This is a genomic window from Tardiphaga sp. 20_F10_N6_6 (assembly GCF_052076045.1).
GTDB lineage: Bacteria > Pseudomonadota > Alphaproteobacteria > Rhizobiales > Xanthobacteraceae > Tardiphaga > Tardiphaga robiniae.
This window is the reverse complement of record NZ_CP197239.1, coordinates 1,532,066-1,557,269: the sequence shown is the minus strand read 5'-3', so window position 1 is coordinate 1,557,269 and position 25,204 is coordinate 1,532,066. Positions and strand designations below refer to the sequence as shown.

Sequence of the window (25,204 nt, the reverse complement as noted above, 5' to 3'; positions counted from 1 at the left end):
CCGTTGGCAGTCGCCGGAGTCACCATTGGCGCCACCGACAGGCCGATGGTCACGACAATCGCCAGAAAGAGTTTCAGGAGTCGACGAAGATCCATATTCGACCATCTCACGGCCACCACAGCGTGGGAAGCCCGGGCACATCACAAGTTCGCAATCCCTATGGGGATTATGTCCTTGGCTTCTCCGGTCCGTCATAGGCAATGCCGCGGATCACCGCGGCGCTGCCGAACTTCTTCCTGAGATCGTCCATCGCCCGCTCGGCATGCGACGAGCGGCGGTCGAGCATGTTGTCGTCGCCGGCCTCGTTGCCGGGCTTGAGTGCGCTGACGCCGGTGCCGATCAGGCGAAAGGCCGTGCCGTCGATTTCCTTTGCCAGCATCTCGCGGCTGATATCGAAGATGCGCGCGGCCATCTGCGTCGGCGACTGGATCGACTGCGAGCGGGTGCGCTGGCGGAAATCGGCGGTCTTGAGTTTCAGCGTCACCGTTGTGCCGGACAATTCGCTGCTCTTGAGACGCGATGAAACCTTCTCCGACAATCGCCACAGGATCTTTTCCAGCGTGGCGTAATCGCGGATGTCCTCATTGAACGTCGTCTCGTTGGAAATTGTCTTCGCGCCGCGATCTGCGACGACGAGGCGATCGTCGATGCCGCGGGCGAGGCGCCACAGCCTGCGGCCTTCGCCGCCGAACTGTTTCATGAGGTCGGTCTCGTCGGCCTTCTGGATATCGCTGATCTTGCGGAAGCCACGCTGCGAGAGCTTCTCGGCCGTCGCGGGGCCGACGCCGAAGATGAAGCTGACGGGCCGATCCGCGAGCATGGCCACAGCGTCTTCCTGATCGAGCGTGGCGAAACCGCGCGGCTTGTCGAGATCGCTGGCGATCTTGGCGAGGAATTTGTTGACCGACAGGCCGACCGAAACCGTGATGCCGACAGTGCGTTCGATATCGGCGGCGAATTTCGCCAGCACCTTGGCGGGAATCATGCCGTGGACGCGCTGCGTGCCCGACAGGTCGAGGAAGGCTTCGTCGATCGACAATGGTTCGACCAGCGGCGTCAGCGCCTGCATGGCATGGCGGACCTCGCGGCCGACGCGGACATATTTCGCCATGTCAGGCCGCACCACGACGGCGTCGGGGCAGAGATCGAGCGCCTTGAACATGGGCATCGCCGAGCGCACGCCAAAGGTGCGCGCGATGTAGCAGGCCGCGGACACCACGCCACGCTTGCCGCCGCCGATGATGACGGGGCGATCGACGATGTCGGGATTGTCGCGCTTCTCGACGGTGGCGTAGAACGCATCGCAGTCGATATGTGCCAGCGTCAGCGACGGCAGCGCGTGGTGTCGCACCAGGCGGGGCGACCCGCATGACGTGCAGCGCTTGACGCGTGCATCCAGATCGACAAGGCAATCCCGGCAGAAGCAGCGCGGTCCGCTCAGCTCTGCCGGAGAGGGGCTCACGTAAAGTCCTGCCCGCGGGGATCGAGCGCCTGCCGCGCGGCGGCGATGGTGGTCGGATCCAGTTGCGACGACGCCGAAAACGCCTTCACGGTCTCGTCGTCGCGCAGCACGAAATCGAGCACGCTGACGAGGAACTGTGGATCCTTTGCAGCCGAGCGGAGAGTCTCCGGACCGATTCCGCTCTCGGACAGGAACAGGCCCAGCCGCTCGGGGTCGCCGGCAACGAAGGACAGCGCCTGAATCGCAACGATTTCAGCAACTTCGCTGGGGTGGCGCTGGGGTTTTTTCATCACGCGTGTTTGCCTTTCCGTAACTTATCGTCTCTATTTTAAGTCATCATGCCCGAGTCACCGGGGCGATTCCAGTTGCAGGGATACGCGCGGTACACGGGCACTTCGGCGGGTGGCCGAAGTGAATTTGGAAGTTCGCTTCGAACATCACATTGGCCGGTGACGCAGGGCAATCATGCTCCGCGAAACAAGAACGCTCGGGTTCTGGATTGGAGGGCGGGATGGCAAAAACCGTCCTGATCGTGGAGGACAACGAGCTCAACATGAAGCTCTTCCGTGACCTGCTGGAAGCCCATGGCTATCAGACAGTCGGCACGAGCAATGGCTATGAAGCGCTCGATCTTGTCCGCTCGCTCCGCCCCGATCTCATCCTCATGGATATTCAGCTACCGCAGGTCTCCGGTCTCGAAGTGACCGGCTGGATCAAGAAGGATCCTGCGATCAGCATGATCCCCGTCGTCGCCGTCACAGCCTTCGCCATGAAGGGCGACGAAGAACGTATCCGCGAAGGCGGCTGCGAAGCCTATTTATCAAAGCCCATTTCGGTCGGAAAATTTATCGAAACCGTGCGTCGGTTCATCGGTTAGGGAGTTCCCTATGTCAGCGCGTATTCTTGTCGTCGATGACATCCCCGCCAACGTGAAACTTCTGGAAGCCCGTCTCTCGGCGGAGTATTTCGACGTCATCACCGCCTCCAACGGCGCACAGGCGCTGGAAGTCTGCGCGCGTTCCGAATGCGACCTGATCCTGCTCGACGTCATGATGCCCGACATGGACGGCTTCGAAGTCTGCCGTCGCCTGAAAGCCAATCCGAAGACGCATTTCATTCCGGTGGTCATGGTCACCGCGCTGGATTCGCCGTCTGATCGCGTGCGCGGCCTCGAAGCCGGCGCCGATGACTTCCTCACCAAGCCCGTCGCCGATGCCGTGCTGGTGGCGCGCGTACGCTCGCTGACGCGTTTGAAGATGATGACCGATGAGTTGCGCATGCGCGCCATCACCTCGCTGGAAATCGGCGTACAGGCGCCCGAGCGCAGCGCCGTGTCTGATCTGGGTGTGGGCGGACGCATCCTGCTGGTCGACGACCGTCCGTCATCCTATGAGCGGCTGGCGCCGGTCCTGTCGGCCGAACACACCGTCGATGTCGAACCCAATCCGACCGAGGCGCTGTTTCATGCCGCCGAGGGCAATTACGACCTGCTCATTGTCTCGCTGAGCCTCGAGAATTACGACGGATTGCGGCTGTGCAGCCAGGCGCGTTCGCTGGAGCGCACGCGGCAGATTCCGATTCTCGCGATTGCTGATGCCGATAACAATCCGCGGCTGCTGCGCGGTCTCGAGATCGGCGTCAACGACTACCTGATGCGTCCGGTGGACAAGAACGAGCTGCTGGCGCGTGCGCGGACGCAGGTCCGTCGCCGCCGTTACACCGATCATCTGCGCGACAATGTGCAGCACTCCATCGAAGCCGCGATCACAGACGGTCTGACCGGACTGCACAACCGCCGCTACATGGAAAGCCATCTGGAAACGCTGGCAGAGCAGGCGGCCACCCGCGGCAAGCCGCTGGCGCTGATGATGCTCGACATCGACTTCTTCAAGTCGATCAATGACAATCATGGCCATGATTGCGGTGACGACGTGCTGCGCGAATTCGCCGTGCGCATTCGCAAGTCAATCCGCGGCATCGATCTGGCCTGTCGCTACGGCGGCGAGGAATTCGTCATCGTCATGCCGGAAACCGACATGCATGTGGCCAGCATGGTCGCCGAACGTCTGCGTCGTTCGATCGCCGGCGAACCGTTCTCCATCGACAAGGGCAACAAGCGTATCGAGGTCACGATCTCGATCGGGTTGTCGACGCTGGAGAAGAAGGGCGAGCCCGTCGCCGACGTGCTCAAGCGTGCCGACGTGGCGCTGTACCGCGCCAAGCACGACGGCCGCAACCGCGTGGTTGCTGCGGCCGCCTGAGTTACTATCAGAGCCGCGTTCGCGCTGACGGCTGCGACCATCGGGACGGCGGCGAGATCGGGCGCGATCCCGTATCGAAGGTCTGTGAGACCTGCCGGGACGAACAGAACGCCGGCCGTGTCATGCGTTCCCGCAGATAGGCGTCGGCTTCCTTGGTCGGCAATTCCTTGTCGATCACCAGCTTGTCGAGTGCGCAGGCAAGGGCATCGGCGCCGGGCTTGGTGCCCGTCGCATCGCAGGTCCAGCCGGCGACAAATACCACGTTCGTGTCGAAGCGTGAGCTGAAGGCTAGGCACTGTTTCCAGCGACCATCGGCCTCGATGCGCATTTCAACGGCATGGTAGGGACCGTAGCGCGTCTCGAGATCGAAATGCCCGGCGAGCGTCCGGAAATTGAGATCAGTGAGCAAGCCGTTGCTCAGCACACCCATGCCCGGCGACGTCATTCCGCTGCCACGGCTCGGGAATGTGATCGCCAGCGCCAAGTCCGTCGTGCGATTTTGCAGCGTACCATAGCGCAGGATGTCGATCCGCGCCTTCGATGCGCGCGAAACGATGTCGGTGCTCACGGGAAGTCTGGCGATACTCCCGTCTGCAATCCTGAAAGCGGGCTTGTCATCGATGATCCGGGTTCGGTTGTGCCACTGCCAGATCAAGGCGAGGGCGATGATCCCGAAAACGATCATTCCGAAGAAATAGAATGCGTAGCGGACGGCGATGCCTGCCATGGACACGGCGGAGGTGAGCTGGCCAGCCGTCGTGTCTGTGTCGCGAAAAGACAAGGGTCGCTCCCGATGCAAATCAATTGCGTCGAATGATACCGACTTGTCGCACGAAATGACGTGAATACCGTTTCAATCGCAGGCTTCATGCCCGCCATAGTTGTGGCAGGGTAAACACGATACTGCACGCATCGCTAAAATTGAAACGATTGAGCTCGGCTTCTTACTTAACCTCGCCCCGCGCGTTGCGCGGGAGAGGTCAAAAGAAAACGGGGCCCGATAAGGGCCCCGTTCAAAATCCGTCAGCAGCTGTAATCAGCGCTTACTTGATCTTGGCTTCCTTGAATTCGACGTGCTTGCGCGCGACCGGATCGTACTTCTTCTTGACCATCTTGTCGGTCATGGTGCGCGAATTCTTCTTGGCGGTGTAGTAGAAGCCGGTGTCCGCGGTGGAAACGAGCTTGACCTTGATGGTGACCGCTTTGGCCATGGCAGAACCTCTGAATGTCGGGAATCGGGTGACAGCCAGAGAACTGGCCGTGTTGGGGCGCAACCTAGCCCCGAACGCCCCAAAGTCAAGGTTTTCTGGGGCGGTAAATCCGGGGATTTGCGGGTCTTAACCCGGAAAGAAGCGGTTTTTGGGCCGCGGTAGCCCCAAATTCTCGCGGAGCGTCCGGCCTTCATACTCCGTGCGGAAAATCCCGCGCTTCTGGAGTTCCGGGATCACCCGGTCGACGAAGTCGTTCAGCCCCTCCGGCAGATAGGGGAACATGATGTTGAAGCCATCTGAGGCCTCGGTTTCCAGCCATTCCTGCATCTCGTCGGCGATGGTCTGGGGCGTGCCCACGAAGGCGGAGCCGCCATAGCCGCCGAGGCGCTGGGCAAGCTGGCGCACGGTCAGGTTCTCGCGCCGGGCGAGGGCGATGACGCGCTCGCGGCCGCTCTTGCTGGCATTGGTCTCCGGGATCTCGGGCAGTGGGCCATCGGGATCGAAGCCGGAAGCATCGGTGCCGAGATTGATCGAAAGCGAGGCGATGGCATTGGCGTAATGCACCTTGCTGTCGAGCAGCGCGCGTTTCTCTTTAGCTTCCTCGACGCTGTCGCCGACCACCACGAAGGCGCCGGGCAGGATCTTGAGATGATCGCGATTGCGGCCGAGCTTCTCCATGCGGCCCTTGATGTCCGCATAGAGCTTCTGCGCATCGCCGATGGCGCCGCCGCCGGTGAACACGGCTTCTGCGGTTTCGGCGGCAAGCTGCTTACCGTCTTCGGATGCGCCGGCCTGCACGATCACCGGCCAGCCCTGCACGGGCCTGGCGATGTTCAGTGGGCCGCGCACCGAGAGATGTGGGCCCTTGTGATCGAGCACATGCATCTTGTCGGGGTCCATGAAGATGCCGCTCTCGACGTCGCGGATGAAGGCGTCATCAGCGAAGGAATCCCACAGGCCGGTGACCACGTCATAGAATTCACGCGCGCGCTTGTAGCGCTCGGCATGCTCCATGTGATCATCAAGGCCGAAGTTCAGCGCTGCGTCGGGATTGGATGTGGTGACGATATTCCAGCCGGCGCGGCCGCCCGAGATATGGTCCAGCGAGGCGAAGCGGCGGGCGACGTGATAGGGCGCGTCAAAGGTGGTGGAGCCGGTGGCGACGAGGCCGATATTGTCGGTGACGGCGGCCAGCGCTGACAGCAGCGTGAACGGCTCGAACGATGTCACCGTGTGGCTGCGCTTCAGCGCCTCGACCGGCATATTCAGCACGGCAAGATGATCGGCCATGAAGAAGGCGTCGAACTTGCCGGCCTCGAGCTTGCGGATCATCTGTTTGAGGAAGGGAAAGTTGAAGTTGGCGTCAGGCTGAGCGCCGGGATAGCGCCATGCGCCGGTGTGGATGCTGATCGGGCGCATGAAGGCCCCGAGCTTCAACTGACGCTTCGCCATCTGGAATTCCCCGTGATGCTGGTCGGGAACAGATAGGGACGCCAGCGCGCGCAGGTAGATGCTGCTCACGAGAAGATTATTGCGATTTGTGGATTATCTGCAGAACCTCATCCTGAGGAGCGGCGTCTTCGCCGCGTCTCGAAGGATGGAGGCCGGCGCTCATGGTTCGAGACGGCGCTGAAGTAGCGCCTCCTCACCATGAGGACGGAGCTCACACCCGCTTCGGATTCAGCGTCGGGTCCATCGCAAATTGCGTTTCCAGGTAGTCGATCATGGCGCGGGTCTTCTGCGGCACGAAGCGGCGCGAGGGATAGACCGCGCTGATCGGCACCGGTTTCGGTTCGAAGGCTTCGAGCAACACTATGAGACGGCCGGTCTCGATCTCATCCCTGAAATGCCAGATCGGCACGAAGCCGATGCCAAGGCCGGACATCACGGCTTCGCGAATGCCTTCCGAACTCTGCGTGCGCACCGGTCCCGTGGCTTCGATGGCGATCGGGCCGTCCGGACTTTCGAAGCGCCAGGTCACGCCGCCCGTGAAGCGCGTATAGGGGATGCAATCATGCCCGATGAGATCGTTCGGATGCGCAGGCAGTGTCTTGCCGCGCAGATAGGACGGCGACGCCACCAGGATGCGGCGTGTCACGCCGATCTTCCGGGCGATCAGGTTCGGGTCGGTCACGACGCCGGAGCGGATCGCGAGATCGATGCCATCCTCGACCAGATCGCTGAAGCCGTCATTCATCACGAGGTCGACACTGACCTCGGGGTAGCGCGCCAAAAAGCCCTTCAGATGCGGGATCACTCGCAGCCGTCCGAACACCACCGGGAGGGCCAGTTGCAACGTGCCTGATGGTCTGGCCCGGCGGCGTCCCACCGCGCCCTCGGCCTCGGCAACGGCTTCCAGCGCCAGTTTGGCGCGCTCGTAGAAGCTGCGGCCGTCATCGGTGAGCGTCAGCTTGCGCGTGGTGCGGGTGAACAATCGGGTGCCGAGATGGTCTTCCAGCGTTGCCACTTGGCGGCTGACGGTCGGCTGGCTGGAATTCTGCTCCTCAGCCACACGGGTGAATGAGCCCGCTTCGACGACACGGATGAAAGCCTGGAAAAGGGCGACGGTATCGGTCATTCATTCAGAATACGGATAAATAATATCCGAACAAGCCCATAACCGCTATTGAGCGAATGGACGATGTTCTCCATGTCGGACGGCGATGGCGCCGCCCCAGATCAAATGGAGAGCATCATGACCCGCAAACTCGAAGGCAAAATCGCAGTCGTCACCGGTGGCAGCGCCGGCATCGGTCTGGCCGCCGCGCAGCGCTTTATCGACGAAGGTGCCACCGTGTTCATCACCGGCCGCCGCCAGGCCGAACTCGATGCCGCCGTGAAGCAGCTCGGACCGAAGGCCGTCGGCGTGCAGGCGGACGCGGCCAAGCTCGCCGATCTCGCGCATCTGTTCGATACGGTGAAGGCTGCCAAGGGCAAGATCGACGTGCTGTTCGCCAATGCCGGCGGCTATGAATTGAGCGCGTTCGGCCAGATCACCGAAGACGTCTATGACAAGATGTTCGACATCAATGTGAAGGGCGTCCTGTTCACGGTGCAGCAGGCACTGCCGCTGCTCTCCGACGGCGCCTCGGTGGTTCTCACCGGCTCGGTGTCGGGATCGAAGGGCATGGAGTCCTTCAGCGTCTACAACGCCACCAAGGCAGCGATCCGCTCGTTCGCGCGCAGCTGGACCTCGGACCTCAAGGCGCGCAAAATTCGCGTGAATGTCGTCAGCCCCGGACCGATCCAGACCCCCGGCCTCGACGTCTTCGCCAATGACGATGTGAAGGGCTACCTCAAGACCATCGTGCCGCTCGGCCGTCTCGGTACCGCGGACGAAGTCGCGAAGGCGGTTCTGTTCCTGGCATCGGATGACTCCAGCTTCGTCGCCGGCGCAGAATTGTTCGTCGACGGTGGTCTCGCTCAGATCTGACGATGGGCTTGGCAGAGCAGGAAGGCGCCGCGTATGCGGCGTCTTCTCGTGTCAGAAACTGTGCATGTGTGCGCTGGCGCGATACTCGCTCGCCATCAGCTCTTCGTTTTCAGCAACCTGAATCCACGAGATGGCGAGTTGTAGCAATGCACGAATTTTACGTGGGTCAGCTTCCACGCTGGCGCGCTGGCTGAGTGCCGACGCCTTGCGACGATATTCCAGTGACGCGCGCGTAAATGTCGAAGACTCGACCTGCGGCGTCCAATTCATCTGTCCCATAACTGGGAATTCCTGTGAGCAAGACAACGGTAGCTTACCGTGCCTCACCAGTTATCCCACTACGGAAACAGTTAGAATTAGAATAGATCGAAAAGCGAGACCTCTTACTTGATTAACTCAGCTTTCGCTGGGCAGCATGTCGAGTTGCATCTTGCCGCTGTACCAATGGAAGAAGGGCAGCGGCGCGTCGTGACGGAGCGGGCCGGTGGCGAGACGCTGCTGCAATTGATTGAGCACGTTCTTCGTCATTGCGTGCGCGTCGGCGAGATGTGCGGAGCCGAGTTCGACCCAGACCAGTTCCACCAGTTCGGCATCGGCATGCACGACGCCCTCGACGCGATGCGCGATCGACGATGCATCTGCTGTGAAGAAACGCGTATCGAAGCGCTTGATACGGCCGGGTGGTGTGATGGCGCGCGCAATCAGGAACAGGCCCGAGGGATCGGGCAGGAGACCTGCATCGCTAAAAGCCTCCCATACGCCGGGGAGCTTCCTGGTCGCGCCATCAACCTTGCGGCCGAGGCAGAGGCCGGTTTCTTCGCAGGCTTCGCGGATCGCAGCAACGGCAAGCGAACGCGCGCGCGACGGCGGCGTCTTCGGGCTGCCTTTCATCAGGTTGGCTTCAAGCTCCGGCGGCAAAGGTGCAGCCACCGGAATCTTGTTGTCGGTCGTGTCGACGCTGCCGCCGGGGAAGACGAACTTGCCGGGCATGAACACGACCTTGTCGTGACGCTTGCCGACAAGCACTTTCGGAATCGGGCCGGAGCGATCGACCAGCATCAGGGTCGCTGCGTCGCGCGGACGCTTATAGGGATGGTGGTCGGCTTCTTTGCCGATCTCGACTGCGTCGCTCATTCCGTCTCCTGAAATTCTTCTTATTACGTGCTGTTCAAGGGGACGGAGAACGTATCAGTCAGCCGGGCCGTCGCCAAATCCATGCATGCGGAATGCCCACTGCAATCCAACCACGGCGCCCTTGACCGGCTGCAACAACAACAGCGACGCGATCAGTGTGATCGGCAGGTAGATCGCAAGTTGCAGCGCGACCGATGGCGAATAGTTGGTCTCGATCCACAATGCGATCGGTACGACGATGTGACCGACGATGACGATCACGAGATAGGCGGGAAGATCATCGGCGCGGTGTGCAGAGAAATCCTGTCCGCACTTATCGCAGTGATCGGCGGTTTTGAGGAAGGCGCGAAACATCTTGCCTTCGCCGCAGTTCGGGCAGCGACAGGCGAAGCCGCGCTTCATCGCGGTCCACACATTGCGTTTGGCGGAGGAATCCAGCGTCGCGCTCCAGATCTTCGGTGTGGTCAATGTCATCATGACGTTACCCCTTTTTCGGCTTGCCGGGGTTACCACCGGCGCGAGCCTTGTCAGCTTTGGCAGCCTGCCGGGCATTGCGACCGGGTTTGGCTTTCTTGGGCGCCTTGAGCTTCTTCGACGATTTGAACTTCGTCGCACCAGAAGGCTTGGCACCCGGATGACGCGGCCGGTCTGCAGCGTCATTGCTGCGGGCATGTTCGCGTCGGCGGTTCCGTGGGGCGGTATTGCCCTCGGAGAGCATTTCGAACCGCAAGGCACCTGCAACGGGGGCTGCCTCGACCAGACGGACATCGACGACGTCGCCCAACCGGTGCATGGCACCACTGCGTGTACCGACGAGGGCGTGGCGAGCTTCGTCATAGTTGAAGTATTCGGTGCCCAACGTGCGGATCGGGATCAGGCCATCGGCTCCGGTCTCGGTCAATCGGACAAAGAGTCCAGCCCTCGTGACGCCGGAGATCCGGCCCCGGAAGGTGGCGCCGATCTTGTCGGCCAGAAAATGCGCAATCAGCCGGTCGGAGGTCTCGCGCTCGGCCTTCATGGCCCGGCGTTCGGTGGCCGAAATCTGCGCCGAGATTTCGCTCAGCGTTTCCACCGTTTCGGTCTCGGGTAGCGCGCCTTCGCCGAGCCCGAGCGCACGGATCAATGCGCGATGCACGATCAGATCTGCGTATCGCCTGATAGGTGAGGTAAAATGCGCGTAGCGGCGCAGGTTCAGACCGAAATGTCCGTAATTCTCGGCGGCATATTCCGCTTGGGCTTGCGAGCGCAAAACCACTTCATTCACCAGCGGTTCGGAATCCTGACCTTTGACCTGTGACAGCACCCGGTTGAAGACCGATGGCCGCAATGCGCCCGCTTTGGCGAACGGCATGTCGAGGGTCTTGAGGAATTCCTGCAGGTTGTGAACCTTCTCCACCGAAGGCTCATCATGTACCCGATAGATAAGCGGCAGAGCCTTCTTTTCAAGCGTTTCGGCTGCGGCGACGTTGGCCAGGATCATGAACTCTTCGATGAGCTTATGCGCGTCGAGCCGCTCCGGTACGATGACGCGATCGACGGTGCCGTCCTTCTTCAGCAGGATTTTTCGCTCGGGGATGTCTAGATCCAGCGGTTCGCGTTCGTCGCGCGCGAGCTTTACCTGCGCATAGGCCGCATAGAGCGGCTTCAGGATCGGTTCGAGCAGGGGGCCGGTAGTATCGTCGGGATGGCCATTGATGGCGGCTTGCGCCTGTGCGTAATTCAGCTTGGCCGCCGAGCGCATCAGGATGCGATGGAACGTGTGCGACTTCTTGCGGCCATCGACACCGATCACCATGCGTACGGCGAGGGCGCCGCGCGGTTCGCCCGGCACCAGCGAACACAGGTCGTTGGAGATGCGCTCCGGCAGCATCGGTACGACGCGATCGGGGAAGTAGACGGAGTTGCCGCGGATCAGCGCATCGCGATCCAGCGCAGAGCCGGGGCGCACATAGAAAGCGACATCGGCGATCGCGACGCTGACAATGTATCCGCCTGTATTGTTCGGATCGGAATCGAGCTCCGCGTAAACGGCGTCGTCATGATCCTTGGCGTCCGGCGGATCGATGGTGACCAGCGGCACGTCGCGCCAGTCTTCGCGTCCTTGCAATGTCGCAGGCTGCGCCGCTTCCGCTTCCTTCAGCGCATCGCGGGAGAACGCTTGCGGGATATCGTGGGAATGGATCGCGATCAGGCTGACCGCTTTCTCGGAGGAGAGCGAACCGAGCCGTTCCTTGACCTTGCCGGAGCCGAGGCCATAGCCACGGGTACGAATGAGATCGACGCTGACGAGATCGCCGTCCTCGGCGCCGTTAGCGTCTGACGCGGCGATGTTGAGTTCGCGCCCGGCCTGCTTCTTGTCGACCGGGATCAATCGTCCGCCGCCATTCGGCAGCGCGCGATAGATGCCGAGCAGGCGCGTGCGGGCACCTTCGAGCACCCGCACGACGCGGCCCTGATAGCTGGCTAACTCGCCATCGTTCTCGATCTTCTCGATACGCAACAATGCGCGGTCACCGACACCGGCGGCGGTGCCGGGCAGGGGACGGCGCGGCGTATGAATGCGAATTTTTGGTACGACGCCGTCTGCCTCGTCCCATTCGACAGGCGTGGCGATCAACTCGCCATCGGCATCCCTGGAGGTGATGTCGACCAGCACTGTCGGCGGCAGCGCTGCGGGCTCCCGCAAGCTGCGGCCTTTCTTGGCGATGGCGCCTTCGTCGGCGAGCTCGCGCAGCATGCGCTTGAGCTCGACACGGGCGGCGTTCTTCAGTCCGAATTCACGCGCGATCTCGCGGGTGCCGATCTTGCCGGGATACGCGCGAACGAACGCGACGATGGCATCCCTGGTTGGAAAGCTGCTGTCACGTTTCTTGTTCACAATTATCCGTTCTAGCCAGCGCTTTTCTTCGCGACCGTTTTCGCGGCCTTCTTCTTCGCAGGCGATGTCTTCGCCTTCACCGGCGCGCGCGCCTTGCTGGCGGCAGCCGTTTCAGCCTTTGGCTTTGCCGCGGCTTTCTTCGCAACGGCCTTCTTGGCCGCCGGCTTCTTCTCGGCCGCGTCGGCCTTCTTGGCGACAGCCTTCTTCGCCGGTGCTTTCTTGGCGCCGCGCTTCGGCTTGATGCCGCCCTTGGCCACGCGCTCGTCGATCAGCGCGATCGCCTCTTCGAGCGTGATCGTCTCCTGCGTCTTGTCGCTCGGGATCGTCGCATTGACGCCGCCCGCGGTGACATAGGCGCCGTAACGCCCACCCTTCACGGCGACGCCGCCGAGGGTCGGATGGTCGCCGAGCGGCTTGCCGGGATCGGCGCCGAAGCGGCGGCCTGATGGCCCCTTGGCGATCTTCTCGGCGATCAGCGTGACCGCGCGGTTGAGGCCGATGTCGAACACCTCGTCGCCGGCCTCGAGGCTGGCATAGGTTTTCTCATGCTTCACGAACGGTCCGAAACGTCCGAGGCCCGCGGTGATCGGCTCGCCGGTCTCCGGGTGCTTGCCGATCTCGCGCGGCAGCGACAGGAGCTTGAGTGCCAGATCGAGTTCGACATCGCTGGGCGACGTGTTCTTCGGAATGCCGGCGCGCTTCGGCTTCTCGCCTTCTTCGTAATCCTTGGCGTCGCCAAGCTGGATATAGGGCCCGAAGCGTCCGGCCTTCACCGCGACTTCGAGACCTGACACCGGATCGGGGCCGAGCACGCGATCGGCGTTGGCGCCGCTATCGGCGGCGAGCGGACGCGTGTAGCGGCATTCCGGATAATTCGTGCAGCCGACGAAGGCGCCGAACTTGCCGGCCTTGAGGTTGAGGCGGCCGGTGCCGCAGGTCGGGCACTGGCGCGGATCGCCGCCATCCTCGCGCGGGGCGTAGATGTGCGGGCCGAGCATTTCATCGAGCGCATCCAGCACCTGCGCGACGCGCAGATCCTTGATCTCGTTCACGGCGCCGATGAAGTCGGTCCAGAAATCCTTGAGCACCTGCTGCCAGGAAATCTCGTTGTTGGAGATTCTATCGAGGTTCTCTTCCAGCGCCGCGGTGAAATCGTATTCCACATATTTGGCGAAGAAGTTTTCGAGGAAGGCGACGACGACGCGGCCCTTGTCCTCGCCATAGAGGCGCTTCTTTTCGAGACGAACGTAACCGCGATCCTTCAGCACCTGCAGGATCGATGCATAGGTCGAGGGACGGCCGATGCCGAGCTCTTCCATGCGCTTGACCAGCGAGGCTTCCGAGAAGCGCGGTGGCGGTTCGGTGAAATGCTGGGTGACCGCGAGGTTCTCTTTCTTCAGCGCTTCACCTTCGCTCATGGCGGGCAGGCGGCGTGAATCTTCATCCTCGGCGTCGTCGTCCTTGCCTTCCTGATAGACGGCAAGGAAACCATCGAACTTCACGACCTGACCGGTGGCGCGCAGTTCGAGCAGGCGCGATCCTGCCTTGGCAGCGATATCGACGGTGGTGCGCTCCATCTCGGCTGATTCCATCTGGCTGGCGATGGTGCGCATCCAGATCAATTCATAAAGCCGCGACTGATCGCTATCGAGACGGCCGCGCAGGCTCGCCGGGCGACGCGACATATCGGTCGGACGGATCGCTTCGTGCGCTTCCTGCGCGTTCTTGGCCTTGCTCGTATATTGCCGCGCGGCGTCCGGCACATATTGCTTGCCGTAGTCTTCGCCGATGACAGAGCGGGCCTGCGTGATGGCGGAGGGGTCGATCTGCACGCCGTCGGTTCGCATATAGGTGATGAGACCGGTGGTTTCGCCGCCGATGTCGATGCCTTCATACAGACGCTGCGCGATGCGCATGGTGTGCGCCGGCGCGAAGCCGAGCTTGCGGCTGGCTTCCTGCTGCAGCGTGGAGGTCGTGAACGGCGCCTGCGGATTGCGGCGTGCTGGTTTTGCATCGACGGTGGAGACCGTGAAGTTGGCGGCTTCGATGGCCTTCTTGAAGTCTTCGGCTTCCGCACCGGTGCCGATATCAAGACGCTGGATCTTCTTGCCGTCAGCGCCGACCAGGCGGGCTTCGAAACTCTCGCCGCGCGGCGTCGCCAGCGTGGTCACCAGCGACCAGTATTCGCGCGGGATGAACTTCTCGATTTCCTGCTCGCGGTCGCAGACCAGGCGCAGCGCGACCGATTGCACGCGGCCCGCGGAGCGGGCGCCGGGCAGCTTGCGCCACAGCACAGGAGAAAGCGTAAAGCCCACCAGATAATCGAGTGCACGGCGCGCCATATAGGCGTCGACCAGTGCGCCATCGATCTCGCGCGGGTTCTTCATCGCGTCGGTGACGGCCTGCTTGGTGATCGCGTTGAACACCACGCGCTCGATCTTCTGGTCTTTCAGCGCGCGCTTCTGCTTGAGGACTTCGAGCACGTGCCAGGAGATGGCCTCACCTTCGCGATCAGGGTCGGTCGCGAGAATGAGCTTGTCGGCGCCTTTGACCGCCTTGGCGATGTCGTTCAGTCGGCTGGCGGCCTTGGGGTCGATCTCCCAGATCATCTGGAAATTGGCGTCGGGATCGACCGATCCGTTCTTGGCGGGAAGGTCGCGGACATGGCCGAACGACGCCAGGACCTCATAGTCCTTGCCCAGATACTTGTTGATCGTCTTGGCCTTTGAAGGCGACTCGACAATGACGAGATTCATGTGATTCCAATAACTTACAGGGGGAATCCGGCTTGGGTCTGCGAGAGTCGCGCCAGCCGTTTCGCGGCGAACATGGGTGCGAAGGGGTCCCGTGTCAAATCGTGAGTTGTTGATGGCCGCGTCTGTTGGTTCCCAGTCACTTACCAGGGGTTGTAAAATGCAACCATTAGGAGTATGATTTGATGCTTCTTTGGTGCTGATTTCGCCCGGACTGCGCGGGTAGGGAATGCCTATGACACCGCCCATTCCGGACGATCAGCCGCAGGGCGATGGCGGGCCCGAGGAGGCGGCTCTTTATATAAAGAGTGCGGTCCGCGATCTGTCGCGGATGGCGCGCCGCCATCGCCACGACATGCTCGCTTACTTGCTCGATATGGCGCATCTCGAAACCGAGGAGATCCTGCGGCATGGACTGCGCAAGCCCTCAGGCAGTTGAGGGCACAATCGTGGTGTCGCCATAGCTGAGCAGCCTGCCGTCGGCCGCATGCAGTTCCAGCTTTTTGATCTGCTTGCCACTCTTGCGATCGACCATGATGGTCGTCGGTTCGCCGGGGTTGAACGCATAATCCTCGCCCCACTGGCGCAGCGCCACCATGATTGGATGAACCGCCTGGCCTTTCGGGGTCAGCACATAGTCCTGATAGGCGCTGCCGTCGGCTGCCGGCTCCAGTTTCAGGATGCCGTCCTCCACGAGGGCTTTCAGCCTGACGGCGAGAATGTTCTTCGCCAGTCCGAGACTCTTCTGGAATTCGCCGAAGCGCCGCGCGCCCAGCATGGCGTCGCGGATGATCATCATCGTCCAGCAGTCGCCGATCACCTCCATGGAGCGGGCGACCGGGCAGGTGGAGTCCTTGAGACTGGTGCGTTTGGCCATGCGACTTTCCAGCGGCGGGAAAAAGAAATGCAGTGATTAGCGGACATGTGGTTGCATTATGAAACCATCCGCCCTAAATGGCAATGTGGTTTTAAAAAGCAACCACTTGATCATCAGGAGATCACCATGCGTTTGGCGAACAAGACGGCGCTCATCACGGGCGGCAATAGCGGTATCGGACTGACCACGGCGAAGCTCTTCGTCGCTGAGGGCGCCAAAGTGGCCATCACCGGCCGCGACAAGGCGAGGCTCGACGCGGCGGTGGCCGAACTCGGCCCGAATGCGATCGGCATCGTGGCTGACGCGACTGACATCGCTGCCACCGAGAATGCCGTTGCCAAAGCTGTCGAGAAATTCGGCAAGCTCGACATCGTGTTCGCGAATGCAGGCATCAGCGCACACACGCCGGTGGGCGGTACTGCGCTCGATGTATTCGAGTCCGTTTTGAAGACCAACATCACCGCCGTGTTCTTCACCGTGCAGGCGGCAGCCGCGCATCTCAATGACGGCGCGTCGATCATTCTCAACGGTTCGGTGATCTCCGTGCTCGGAAATCCCGGCTATGCAGCCTATGCGGCGAGCAAGGCCGGCGTGCGCGCCATGGCGCGCGTAATGGCGTCCGAGCTGTCGCCGCGCAATATCCGCGTAAACGTGGTCTCGCCCGGTGGCACGACGACACCGATCTGGGATCGCACCGCGCCGACGCCGGAAGCCAAGGTAGCGCTGGAGGCCAGGATTTCGCAGACCATTCCGCTCGGGCGTTTCGGCAAGCCCGAAGAAGTCGCCAAGACGGTGCTGTTTCTGGCATCGGACGATTCATCAAACGTGCAGGGGGCGGAGATCTTTGTCGATGGCGGCGTCACGTCGTCGCCAGCCGGCGCGCCGGCGTTTCGTGGCTGATCGCTGATCAAACAGTACAAGAGTGCCGGCGTCTCTCGTACGCGTTCGAGGTACGTCGGTATCTCTTGAAGGTAATGTTTGGATGCGCTGAACCATTGTGGCTGCCGGTCAGACATTTGAAGCGGGCTGGAGCGACGCACAGGAGGCCACATGACCAAAGTCGCGCGCATCTCCGAACCTGCGGTCATTTCTGCACGTACCGAAAGTCACCCACTCGCTACGGTCGCACTGTTTAGCGCAATCGGCCTGTTGATCTCGTTGAGCGTTTTGTTGCTCGATAAATATGTGCCGGGTGAGTGGTTCTGAGGTCTCGCTTCCCGACGAGCAAAACCGCTTGAACCGGCGGGCCGGTTCAAGCTCGCTATGGCAGTCTTGGCTTACGCCGCGTGCAGATCTGTCGCTGCCTGCAAGGCACCGGCAACGGCTTTCTCGCGTAGCTCCGGTCCCATCATGATGCCGTCGGCGGCGATGAATTCGAGATTGGTGACGCCGATGAAGCCGAACACCCAGCGCAGATAGGTTTCGAGATGTTCGCCGGCAGCCGTTGGCATGTCCGCGCCGTAGAAGCCGCCGCGTGAAATGGCGACGATGACGCGCTTGCTGCCCGCGAGGCCTTCGGCACCCTTGTCGCCGTATTTGAATGTCTTGCCGGCGACGAGGATGCGATCAATCCACGCCTTGAGCTGGCTCGGAATGGTGAAGTTGTACATTGGTGCGCCGATCACCACGATATCGGCAGCAAGAAACTCCTCCAGCACGGCACTACCGGCGGCGAGATCGGGCTGAAGCGCCGCATCGGGCGCTGCGCCCTGTGCGACGGCGAGATGGGAGCCGGACAGATGCGCCAGCGGCGTGGTGGTGAGATCGCGATAGGTGGTCTCAAGGCCGGGATTGGCCTTGGCCAGCCGGTCGGTAATGGCGGCGGAAACCTGCCGGCTGACGGAGTGGGGGCCGAGAACGCTGGAATCGATATGGAGCAGTTTCATGTGGTCACCTCATGGTATAGGTTTGTAACTGACGCTACATGAGTGACTGGCCGAAACTGCACAAGAAGGCACAATTTTGAAACCCGAGCACAAAAAGGTGCCTGCTTTGCCGGCGATTCCGCATCAGGAGAGCGATTGTCGCGGCGTTGCCTCGGTGCTGGCGCGGGTCGGCGACAAGTGGAGCGTCCTGGTGATCATGCTGCTCGGCGAGGGTCCACGGCGCTTCAACGAGTTGAAACGGATGGTCGGCGGCATCTCGCAGCGGATGCTGACCCTCACGCTGCGCGGGCTCGAACGCGACGGTCTGGTGACGCGTACCGTGTTTCCGACCGTGCCTCCGCGCGTGGACTATGAACTTACGGATCTCGGCCGAGGCCTGAGCGATCCGGTCATAAAGCTCGGCGCATGGGCGCAGCAACATCTGCCCGATATCGACACCGCACGAAAAAAATTCGACGGGCGCAATTCGCAGGACTGAGTCCTCAGATCATCGACACCAACCCTCCGCCATGACGCTCCAGCCGTCCGGCAAGCTCGAGCTCCAGCAGCACGATGCGTACGGTGGCAGCCGATGTACCGGCAAGGCGAATAAGATCGTCGATGCCGACCGGGCTTGGACCGAGCAATGCGATCACGCGTGCGCGGTCGCTGCTGTCTGGTTCATCGAATGACGTGACATCATCAGGTTCACGGCTCGGCAATTCGATCGGCCGCTCCATGATCGGCGCGACGGCATTGATCACGTCGGCCGCTTCGGTCACCAGCGCTGCGCCTTGCTTGATGAGGTCGTTGGTGCCGGCGGCGCGGGGATCGAGCGGCGAGCCCGGCACGGCAAACACTTCGCGGCCCTGTTCGGCGGCCATCCGCGCGGTGATCAGCGAGCCCGAGCGATGCGCCGCTTCGATCACGACGACGCCGAGCGCTGCACCCGAGATCAGGCGATTGCGACGCGGGAAATCGCGAGCACGTGGGACATGGCCGAGCGGCATCTCGGAAATCGCGCCGCCGTTGTCCAGCAGGGCGAACAGCAGGCCCTCGTGTTCGGGCGGATAGATTTTGTCATGACCGCCAGCCAGCACAGCGACCGTCCCGCTGGTGGTGCTGGCGCGATGCGCGGCCTGATCGATGCCACGTGCGAGGCCCGACACGATCACGAAGCCTGCGTCGCCGAGATCGCGCGCCAGTCTCTCGGCGAACTTCAGTCCTGCGCCGGACGCATTGCGCGAGCCGACGATGGCGATCATCGGCCGCATCAGCGCGTCCACTTTGCCGCGGATGCCGAGCAGCGGCGGTGCATCGTCGATCCCCGCCAATCGCGGCGGGTAGCCGGGCTCACCGGGCGCGACAAGCGCGACATCCATCTTGCGTCCGAGGTCGAGTTCACGCTGTGCGTCGTCGGCGCTGCAGATCCGGCCGGCGCGGGCAGCGCCGCCGCGGCGCGCCAGATCGGGCAGTCGCTCCAGCGCGGCGCGTGCGCTGCCGAAATGGTTGATCAGTGACCGGAAGGTGCGCGGCCCCACATTGTCGCTGCGGATCAGCCGCAACCAGTCTAGCCGCTGGGCGTCCGTGAGCTGTGTGCTGCCCTGTGAGATGCTGTCCAAGCCATGCTCCCCCGGTGGAGAGTGTCTATCAACTTAAGGATGCATTCAATTGACATTCGCACTTAAGGTGCGAGAGTAGGGGTGAGCCCTGATGGCTTGTGTTCAGTGATGGCAATGCTTTGGGACGTGAACAACTTCCAGCGGATCGGCGCATCGAGCAACGCCGCCGTTGGGCGTGAGTTCGAGGAAGCGGCGCAGATCTTCTTTCATTCCGAGGGCGTGCAGCTTGCGCGCAATTTCGTCGTACCCGTCGGTCACCGGCTGCAGAAGAACAAGCGCTTCGATCTCGGCAGCGCCAGTCCGCGCATCCTGGTCGAATGCAAGTCCTACACCTGGACAGTGTCCGGCAATCGGCCGAGCGCCAAGATCCGCGGCATGAACGAAGCCATGCTGCTGTTCGGTGCGGCGCCGCGCGACTATCGGAAGATTCTGTTCGTGCTCAAACATCTTCACCCGCATTCGAAGGTGAGTCTGATCTCGCACTATATCAAGAACAACGGTCACCTGATCAGCCGCGGTGTCGAGATCTGGGAGTTCGATCTCGACGCGAAGCAGGGCGCGCGGGTGTTTTAAACTGACACTGACGCCGGGTTGGCCGCGGCTAGCTTCGTTTGCCGAATTCCTCAGCCGCGATCCGGACCGCCTGTTGGACGGCAGGATAGCCGCTATAGGGTGCTAGGTTGAGCAATGTCTCCAGAATTTCGTCTCGGCTGGCTCCCACATTCAGGGCGGCATTGATGTGCACGCGAAGCGGTGTCTCGGCGGTCTTCGATCCGACGGCGGCGAGGGCTGCGCAGGCGGTTAGCTCTCGCGTCCTAGCGTCAATCCCCGTGCGCGAAAAGATCTCGCCATAGGAGTGTTCGACAATCATTCGCCCGAGGTCAGGGGCGATATCGTCAAAGCTTCGGACTACGGCATCTCCGGATGCGCCCGAGGTCTTTCCGAGCGCCGCGCGTCCGCGCTCCAATCGCATCTGCCGGGTTTCGGCATTGGCCGGGCGGAACGATATTGGCTGGCTTGCGGCGGTGTCGCCAAAGGCTTCCTTGGCAACCGCAAAGGCATTCAAGGCGCACGGAAAGCCGCGATAGACGCTAACCTGCATCAAAAGTTCGACCACTTCGTCTCGCGTTATGCCTAGGGCTAGTGCGCCTTGGATGTGCTGGCGAAGGGCAGCTGCATGATTGCCACCCGCCGCCAGCATGGCGACGATCACAAGCGCCTTGGCCTTGAAATCCAGACCCTGTCGGGAAAGTGCTTCGCCGAAAGCGAACTCGACCGAGAGCCGCGCCAGATCGGGCGAGGCTTTTTCAAACTCGCCGAAATATGCCTGCATGTCGCCGCCGGTGAGGCGGCTTGCAGCTTCGCTGCCGTTCTGCGCACGTCCGGTTCCATCGTCCGTGGCGGGCTCGACCGGCACAAAAGCGAGCTTTCGTTCGGCGAAAATGCTGCGCAACAGCCCGACCGCATTGATGGTCGGAGGAAAACCGAGCAAGGCGACGGAGACGAACATCAGTTCGATGAGGACGCGCGGCTCGCCGCCGACATTGAGATACCCCGCCATATGATACTTCAGTTGCGGCTGGGCACTCCCATCGGCGAGCAGCATTGCCGCCGTACAAAGTTGTCGCAGCGGAAGCGCGAGCCCGGGGCGAGACAGCACGTCGCCATACGGATACTCAACAGTGAAGCGCGCGAGATCCGCAGATACTTCCGCCAGGCTGTTGACGGGGCCGTCGAAATTCTCGCCGCCGACCTTGCGCAGTATGTCGAGGCCGCGTGCGAATCGCTCATTGCCCATTGCTGTTGTTCCTGCATTGGCTTCTTGCGCGCGAACGGCCAACGAAGCCCCCGCTGCGCCGAGCGCTGTGAGAAAGTTGCGGCGGGAGGCAATTTTGTCCGGCGGACTGTCCTCGCTGGCGGGGGCGTCCGCGTTCTCCTGCGGGGCGATCTCAATCTTTAAGGGCGCGCGCGAGCGTTTCGCGGATGTGCCGTGTCTGGTGATCCGTGGCAGCGTCATTGTCCTTCTCCACCGTGTTCAGGCCGGAATAGCCGGCGATTTTGGTGTCGAGGACGGCAAGGCAGTCATGAAGTTCGGCCAGACGAGCACGGACGTTGGTCCGATGTTGCTCGAGGATGAGCCGGCGGTCTTCCGTGGTTTGCGAACCTCGCTCGCGCAGCTGAGCGTATCGCAGCATGTCGCGGATCGGCATCCCGGTCGTCCTGAGGCGTCCGAGAAAGGCAATCCACACCAAGATGGAAGCGTCATATTCGCGTTGACGGGAGGCGTTGCGCGGTGCGCCAGGAAGCAGCCCGATCCGCTCGTAATAGCGGATCGTGTGTGCTGACAAGCCGGCGCGCTTAGCGAGTTCTCCGATTTTCATGTTCTGTCTTCTCGTCACGACGCTGACCTTGCTACAGGTTAGAGTGCGCTCTAAGTCAACAGCAAATACTTCTTCGCTCGGAGCTGACGAAGCGGCATTCGCATGCAGTTATCGGCATCAAAAGCGGTGATGCCGGATCGGGATCAGGCCGTGCAGGCAGCACGGTGGTGAAGGATATCGACCGTTCGCGATCACGAACATAGGCAGCCTGACTCAATTTTTCGCGCCGATCTTGCCTTCGGTGCCGTTCAGCAGTCGCTTGATGTTCTCGCGGTGCATGAACCACAGCAGCAGCGTCAGCACGGTGGCCAGCACGGCGAGCTGTGGCGCCTTGGCCCACCACAGGAAGATCGGCGTGATGGCGCTGGCGGTCAGCGCGGAGAATGACGAGTAGCGCGAGGTGAAGGCGCAGGCGAGCCAGGCAAGGCAGAACACGATGGCGGCAGGCCAGTACAGGCCGAACATGATGCCGATATAGACGGCGACACCCTTGCCGCCCTTGAAGCCGAGCCAGACCGGGAAGAGGTGGCCCAGGAACGCGAAGAGACCGGCGATCATGGCCGGGATTGGACCACCGACGCTGCCGGCGATGATCACGGCGACGGTGCCCTTGAGGGCATCGAGCAGCAGCGTCGCCGCGGCGAGGCCTTTGCGGCCGGTGCGCAGCACATTGGTGGCGCCGATATTGCCCGAGCCGATGGTGCGGATGTCCTGCGTGCCGGCGAGCTTGGTCAGCACCAGTCCGAAAGGAACCGAGCCGAGGAAATAACCGAGCGCGGCAGCGAATATGTAGAGAACGATCATCGGACCTCTATTCTAAGACACGCTTCGCACTTTCGTGTTCGCAGACGCGCTTATCGCGTCAGACGTGCTCGTAAACGGTGCGTCCGCCGACAATAGTGCGTGCGACGCGCCCCGTGAAGCGGGCTTCGTCGAATGGTGTATTCTTGCATTGCGATTTCAGATCCGCGGGATCCAGCACCCACGGTACATCGGCGTCAATGACAATGATGTCGGCGACAGCGCCGGGGCGCAGTGTGCCGCCCGGCAGGCCGAGCAGTTCGGCCGGGCGTGTCGACATCGCACGGATCAACTGGGTGAAGGTGAGCTCGCCATTGTGGATCAGCCGCAATCCCGCCGACAGCATTGTTTCGAGGCCGATGGCACCCGGCGCGGCTTCGGCGAATGGCAGCCGCTTGGTCTCGACATCCTGCGGATTGTGGTCGGACATGATGACGTCGATCAATCCTGACGCGACGGCCTCGACCAGCGCGCGGCGGTTCTCTTCGGTGCGGAGCGGCGGCGACAATTTGAGATAGGAGCGATAGGGCCCGATGTCGTTTTCGTTCAACGTCAGGTGATTGATCGACGCGGAGGCGCTGACACGCAAGCCGGCGTCGCGGGCGCGCTTCAGGATCTCGATGGATTCGATGCAGGTCAGTGAGGCCGCATGGTAGCGCCCGCCGGTGAGGGCGACGAGACGCATGTCGCGCTCCAGCATGATGGCTTCGGCGGCATTCGGAATGCCCATCAGGCCGAGGCGTGACGCGCGCTCGCCTTCATTCATCACGCCTTCGCCGACGAGGTCGGGATCCTCGGTGTAATGCACGATCAGCGCGTCGAAATCGCGCGCATAGGTCAGGGCGCGGCGCATGATCTGCGCGTTGGTGATGCTCTTGTCGGCATCTGTGAAAGCGACGGCGCCGGCCGCTTTCAGCAGCCCGATCTCGGTCATCTCATGGCCTTCGAGGCCCTTGGTCAGGGCGGCCATCGGATGGATGTTGACAATGGCGGTGTCGCGGGCGCGCCGCAGCACGAAATCGACCGTGGCGGAATTGTCGATGGTCGGCGACGTATCCGGCTGGCAGATGATGGTGGTGATGCCGCCGGCTGCGGCTGCACGGCTGGCAGAGGCGAAAGTCTCGCGGTGGCTGGCGCCGGGCTCGCCGACGAAGGCGCGCATGTCGACGAGGCCGGGGGCCACGACCTTGCCGGCGCAATTGATGATGTCGGTGCCTTCGGGCACGCCGGCCGCGCCAATGCCGCGGCGGGCGTCGCGGATCATGCCGTCGGCGATCAGCACATCCCCGATACCGTCGAGGTCACATGACGGATCGATCAGGTGCGCATTGGCGAGGAGGATAGGGCGGCGATCTGTCAGCATGGCGTCACGCGTTCGGGAGGTTGCGCGCGAGCGCTTCGAGCACGGCCATGCGGACCGCTACGCCCATCTCGACCTGTTCGCGGATCAGCGATTGCGCGCCGTCCGCGACGAGGGAGTCGATCTCGACGCCGCGGTTCATCGGGCCGGGATGCATCACCAGCGCATCGGGCTTGGCATAAGCGAGCTTCTTCTGGTCGAGGCCGAAATATTGGAAGTATTCGGCAGAGGACGGCACGAAGGAGCCGTTCATGCGCTCGCGCTGCAGCCGCAGCATCATCACGATGTCGGCGCCGTTGAGGCCCTCGCGCATATCGCGCGCGACCTCGACACCCATGCGCTCGATGCCCGGCGGCAGCAGCGTGGAGGGCGCGACCACACGGACGCGTGCGCCCATGGTGTTGAGCAAGAGAATGTTGGAACGCGCGACCCGCGAATGCAGCACGTCGCCGCAGATCGCGATCACGAGACCTTCGAGGCGGCCCTTGTTGCGACGGATGGTCAATGCGTCGAGCAGGGCTTGCGTCGGATGTTCATGGGCGCCGTCGCCGGCATTGATGACGGAGCCGTCGACCTTGCGGGCCAGCAGTTCGACCGCGCCGGAAGCGTGATGGCGCATCACCAGAATGTCCGGATGCATCGCGTTCAGCGTCATCGCGGTGTCGATCAGCGTCTCGCCCTTTTTGATCGAGGACGATGACACCGACATGTTCATGACGTCGGCGCCGAGCCGCTTGCCGGCCAGTTCGAACGACGACTGGGTGCGCGTCGAATTCTCAAAAAACAGATTGATCTGGGTACGACCGCGCAGCGAGGAGCGCTTTTTGTCGACCTGGCGGTTCAGCTCGACATATTCCTCGGACAGGTCGAGGAGGCCGGTGATATCCGCGGCGGAAAGGCCCTCGATGCCCAGCAAATGCCGGTGTCCGAGGACGAAAGAGGATTTCGTGGCTTGGGTCATTAAAACGAAAGCTATAGGCAGAGTTGAAAAGCGGAGCAAGCGCGATTCGCCCGCTTTTCGGTTATCCCCCGGTCAGTCCGACCACATTCTTGCCGTCATGCCCGACGAATGCCGGGTATCCTCTCCACGGCGTACCGTTTTGGGACCACCTTCAGCGAGGGGCGACGCCGAGGCCGACAAGCCGCGTCCAAAGAGCTGACAGCGG

Annotated in this window: 27 protein-coding genes; 8 read left to right on the top strand and 19 right to left on the bottom strand. The window is 62.1% G+C overall.

The annotated features are described in order from the left end of the window. Positions 1 to 166: 166 nt before the first annotated feature. Positions 167 to 1,462 carry a DNA polymerase IV gene (locus tag AB7813_RS07450; RefSeq protein WP_093761315.1) on the bottom strand — a complete coding sequence of 432 codons (1,296 nt, stop codon included), beginning with the start codon at positions 1,460 to 1,462 and terminating at the stop codon, positions 167 to 169. After that, positions 1,459 to 1,752 carry a DUF3572 domain-containing protein gene (locus tag AB7813_RS07445; RefSeq protein WP_092144364.1) on the bottom strand — a complete coding sequence of 98 codons (294 nt, stop codon included), beginning with the start codon at positions 1,750 to 1,752 and terminating at the stop codon, positions 1,459 to 1,461. Before AB7813_RS07445 ends, AB7813_RS07450 begins: the two co-directional genes overlap by 4 nt. Positions 1,753 to 1,973: 221 nt before the next feature. Between AB7813_RS07445 and AB7813_RS07440 the strand changes: the two genes are divergently transcribed. Further along, positions 1,974 to 2,339, top strand: a complete 366-nt coding sequence (locus AB7813_RS07440) for a response regulator (RefSeq protein ID WP_068732379.1) — start codon at positions 1,974 to 1,976, stop codon at positions 2,337 to 2,339. A gap of 10 nt (positions 2,340 to 2,349) precedes the next feature. Then, positions 2,350 to 3,723: a PleD family two-component system response regulator gene (locus AB7813_RS07435; protein ID WP_089263751.1), complete on the top strand. Its 1,374-nt coding sequence runs from the start codon at positions 2,350 to 2,352 to the stop codon at positions 3,721 to 3,723. 7 nt (positions 3,724 to 3,730) lie between these two features. Here the strand turns inward: AB7813_RS07435 and AB7813_RS07430 are convergent, their stop codons facing one another. The 4 genes from AB7813_RS07430 to AB7813_RS07415 all read right to left on the bottom strand — a co-directional run bounded on the left by AB7813_RS07430 (position 3,731) and on the right by AB7813_RS07415 (position 7,512). Continuing rightward, positions 3,731 to 4,504: a hypothetical protein gene (locus AB7813_RS07430; RefSeq protein ID WP_439064175.1), complete on the bottom strand. Its 774-nt coding sequence runs from the start codon at positions 4,502 to 4,504 to the stop codon at positions 3,731 to 3,733. A 262-nt stretch (positions 4,505 to 4,766) separates the two neighbouring features. Beyond that, positions 4,767 to 4,934, bottom strand: a complete 168-nt coding sequence (gene rpmG, locus AB7813_RS07425) for a 50S ribosomal protein L33 (RefSeq protein WP_068732385.1) — start codon at positions 4,932 to 4,934, stop codon at positions 4,767 to 4,769. 126 nt (positions 4,935 to 5,060) lie between these two features. Then, positions 5,061 to 6,386: an LLM class flavin-dependent oxidoreductase gene (locus AB7813_RS07420; protein WP_439064643.1), complete on the bottom strand. Its 1,326-nt coding sequence runs from the start codon at positions 6,384 to 6,386 to the stop codon at positions 5,061 to 5,063. Positions 6,387 to 6,597: 211 nt separating this feature from the next. Then, the gene (locus AB7813_RS07415; protein ID WP_439064174.1) at positions 6,598 to 7,512 is read right to left on the bottom strand and encodes a LysR substrate-binding domain-containing protein; all 915 of its coding nucleotides are present in this window, start codon (positions 7,510 to 7,512) and stop codon (positions 6,598 to 6,600) included. A gap of 117 nt (positions 7,513 to 7,629) precedes the next feature. Between AB7813_RS07415 and AB7813_RS07410 the strand changes: the two genes are divergently transcribed. Then, positions 7,630 to 8,367: an SDR family oxidoreductase gene (locus AB7813_RS07410; protein ID WP_089264610.1), complete on the top strand. Its 738-nt coding sequence runs from the start codon at positions 7,630 to 7,632 to the stop codon at positions 8,365 to 8,367. A gap of 51 nt (positions 8,368 to 8,418) precedes the next feature. Here the strand turns inward: AB7813_RS07410 and AB7813_RS07405 are convergent, their stop codons facing one another. The 5 genes from AB7813_RS07405 to topA all read right to left on the bottom strand — a co-directional run bounded on the left by AB7813_RS07405 (position 8,419) and on the right by topA (position 15,135). Continuing rightward, positions 8,419 to 8,646, bottom strand: coding sequence for a hypothetical protein (locus AB7813_RS07405; protein ID WP_092144352.1), 228 nt, complete (start codon positions 8,644 to 8,646; stop codon positions 8,419 to 8,421). 117 nt (positions 8,647 to 8,763) lie between these two features. After that, positions 8,764 to 9,501, bottom strand: a complete 738-nt coding sequence (locus AB7813_RS07400; RefSeq protein WP_184517759.1) for an NUDIX hydrolase — start codon at positions 9,499 to 9,501, stop codon at positions 8,764 to 8,766. A 54-nt stretch (positions 9,502 to 9,555) separates the two neighbouring features. Further along, positions 9,556 to 9,978: a DUF983 domain-containing protein gene (locus AB7813_RS07395; RefSeq protein WP_089263757.1), complete on the bottom strand. Its 423-nt coding sequence runs from the start codon at positions 9,976 to 9,978 to the stop codon at positions 9,556 to 9,558. 4 nt (positions 9,979 to 9,982) lie between these two features. After that, a complete protein-coding gene (gene rnr / locus AB7813_RS07390; protein ID WP_439083259.1) occupies positions 9,983 to 12,379 on the bottom strand; it encodes a ribonuclease R in 2,397 nt (798 codons plus the stop codon). A gap of 11 nt (positions 12,380 to 12,390) precedes the next feature. Continuing rightward, positions 12,391 to 15,135, bottom strand: coding sequence for a type I DNA topoisomerase (topA, locus tag AB7813_RS07385; RefSeq protein WP_089263759.1), 2,745 nt, complete (start codon positions 15,133 to 15,135; stop codon positions 12,391 to 12,393). A gap of 232 nt (positions 15,136 to 15,367) precedes the next feature. On the opposite strand from topA, the gene AB7813_RS07380 reads away from it, so the two are divergent. Beyond that, positions 15,368 to 15,571: a hypothetical protein gene (locus tag AB7813_RS07380; protein ID WP_439064172.1), complete on the top strand. Its 204-nt coding sequence runs from the start codon at positions 15,368 to 15,370 to the stop codon at positions 15,569 to 15,571. Here AB7813_RS07380 and AB7813_RS07375 read toward each other — a convergent pair. Beyond that, entirely contained in the window at positions 15,560 to 16,009 is a 450-nt protein-coding gene (locus tag AB7813_RS07375) for a winged helix-turn-helix transcriptional regulator (protein ID WP_439058756.1), read from the bottom strand. The two genes, AB7813_RS07380 and AB7813_RS07375, sit on opposite strands and share 12 nt — an antisense overlap. Positions 16,010 to 16,135: 126 nt before the next feature. On the opposite strand from AB7813_RS07375, the gene AB7813_RS07370 reads away from it, so the two are divergent. Both AB7813_RS07370 and AB7813_RS07365 read left to right on the top strand, forming a co-directional pair. Beyond that, positions 16,136 to 16,909: a glucose 1-dehydrogenase gene (locus AB7813_RS07370; protein WP_089263762.1), complete on the top strand. Its 774-nt coding sequence runs from the start codon at positions 16,136 to 16,138 to the stop codon at positions 16,907 to 16,909. Between the two features lie 150 nt (positions 16,910 to 17,059). Next, a complete protein-coding gene (locus AB7813_RS07365) occupies positions 17,060 to 17,215 on the top strand; it encodes a hypothetical protein (protein ID WP_170849816.1) in 156 nt (51 codons plus the stop codon). Positions 17,216 to 17,286: 71 nt separating this feature from the next. On the opposite strand, the gene AB7813_RS07360 is transcribed toward AB7813_RS07365, so the two are convergent. After that, positions 17,287 to 17,895 (bottom strand): FMN-dependent NADH-azoreductase, encoded by a 609-nt coding sequence (locus AB7813_RS07360; protein ID WP_120292059.1) that lies wholly within the window; start codon positions 17,893 to 17,895, stop codon positions 17,287 to 17,289. A gap of 97 nt (positions 17,896 to 17,992) precedes the next feature. On the opposite strand from AB7813_RS07360, the gene AB7813_RS07355 reads away from it, so the two are divergent. Beyond that, entirely contained in the window at positions 17,993 to 18,373 is a 381-nt protein-coding gene (locus AB7813_RS07355; RefSeq protein WP_439064171.1) for a winged helix-turn-helix transcriptional regulator, read from the top strand. Between the two features lie 4 nt (positions 18,374 to 18,377). On the opposite strand, the gene dprA is transcribed toward AB7813_RS07355, so the two are convergent. Continuing rightward, a complete protein-coding gene (gene dprA / locus AB7813_RS07350) occupies positions 18,378 to 19,496 on the bottom strand; it encodes a DNA-processing protein DprA (RefSeq protein WP_439064170.1) in 1,119 nt (372 codons plus the stop codon). Between the two features lie 108 nt (positions 19,497 to 19,604). Here dprA and AB7813_RS07345 point away from each other — a divergent pair, with 108 nt between their 5' ends. After that, positions 19,605 to 20,069 carry a hypothetical protein gene (locus AB7813_RS07345; RefSeq protein ID WP_081421847.1) on the top strand — a complete coding sequence of 155 codons (465 nt, stop codon included), beginning with the start codon at positions 19,605 to 19,607 and terminating at the stop codon, positions 20,067 to 20,069. A gap of 28 nt (positions 20,070 to 20,097) precedes the next feature. Here AB7813_RS07345 and AB7813_RS07340 read toward each other — a convergent pair whose 3' ends face one another. The 5 genes from AB7813_RS07340 to AB7813_RS07320 form a co-directional block, all read right to left on the bottom strand. Further along, positions 20,098 to 21,294 (bottom strand): carboxymuconolactone decarboxylase family protein, encoded by a 1,197-nt coding sequence (locus AB7813_RS07340; RefSeq protein WP_158596846.1) that lies wholly within the window; start codon positions 21,292 to 21,294, stop codon positions 20,098 to 20,100. Between the two features lie 151 nt (positions 21,295 to 21,445). Next, positions 21,446 to 21,877, bottom strand: a complete 432-nt coding sequence (locus AB7813_RS07335) for a MerR family transcriptional regulator (protein WP_120292065.1) — start codon at positions 21,875 to 21,877, stop codon at positions 21,446 to 21,448. A 213-nt stretch (positions 21,878 to 22,090) separates the two neighbouring features. Then, a complete protein-coding gene (gene plsY, locus AB7813_RS07330; RefSeq protein ID WP_120292067.1) occupies positions 22,091 to 22,681 on the bottom strand; it encodes a glycerol-3-phosphate 1-O-acyltransferase PlsY in 591 nt (196 codons plus the stop codon). Positions 22,682 to 22,739: 58 nt separating this feature from the next. Next, positions 22,740 to 24,041 (bottom strand): dihydroorotase, encoded by a 1,302-nt coding sequence (locus tag AB7813_RS07325; protein ID WP_320444539.1) that lies wholly within the window; start codon positions 24,039 to 24,041, stop codon positions 22,740 to 22,742. A gap of 4 nt (positions 24,042 to 24,045) precedes the next feature. Next, on the bottom strand, positions 24,046 to 24,999 hold the full coding sequence (locus AB7813_RS07320; RefSeq protein ID WP_089263769.1) for an aspartate carbamoyltransferase catalytic subunit: 954 nt from the start codon (positions 24,997 to 24,999) through the stop codon (positions 24,046 to 24,048). Positions 25,000 to 25,204: the final 205 nt, after the last annotated feature.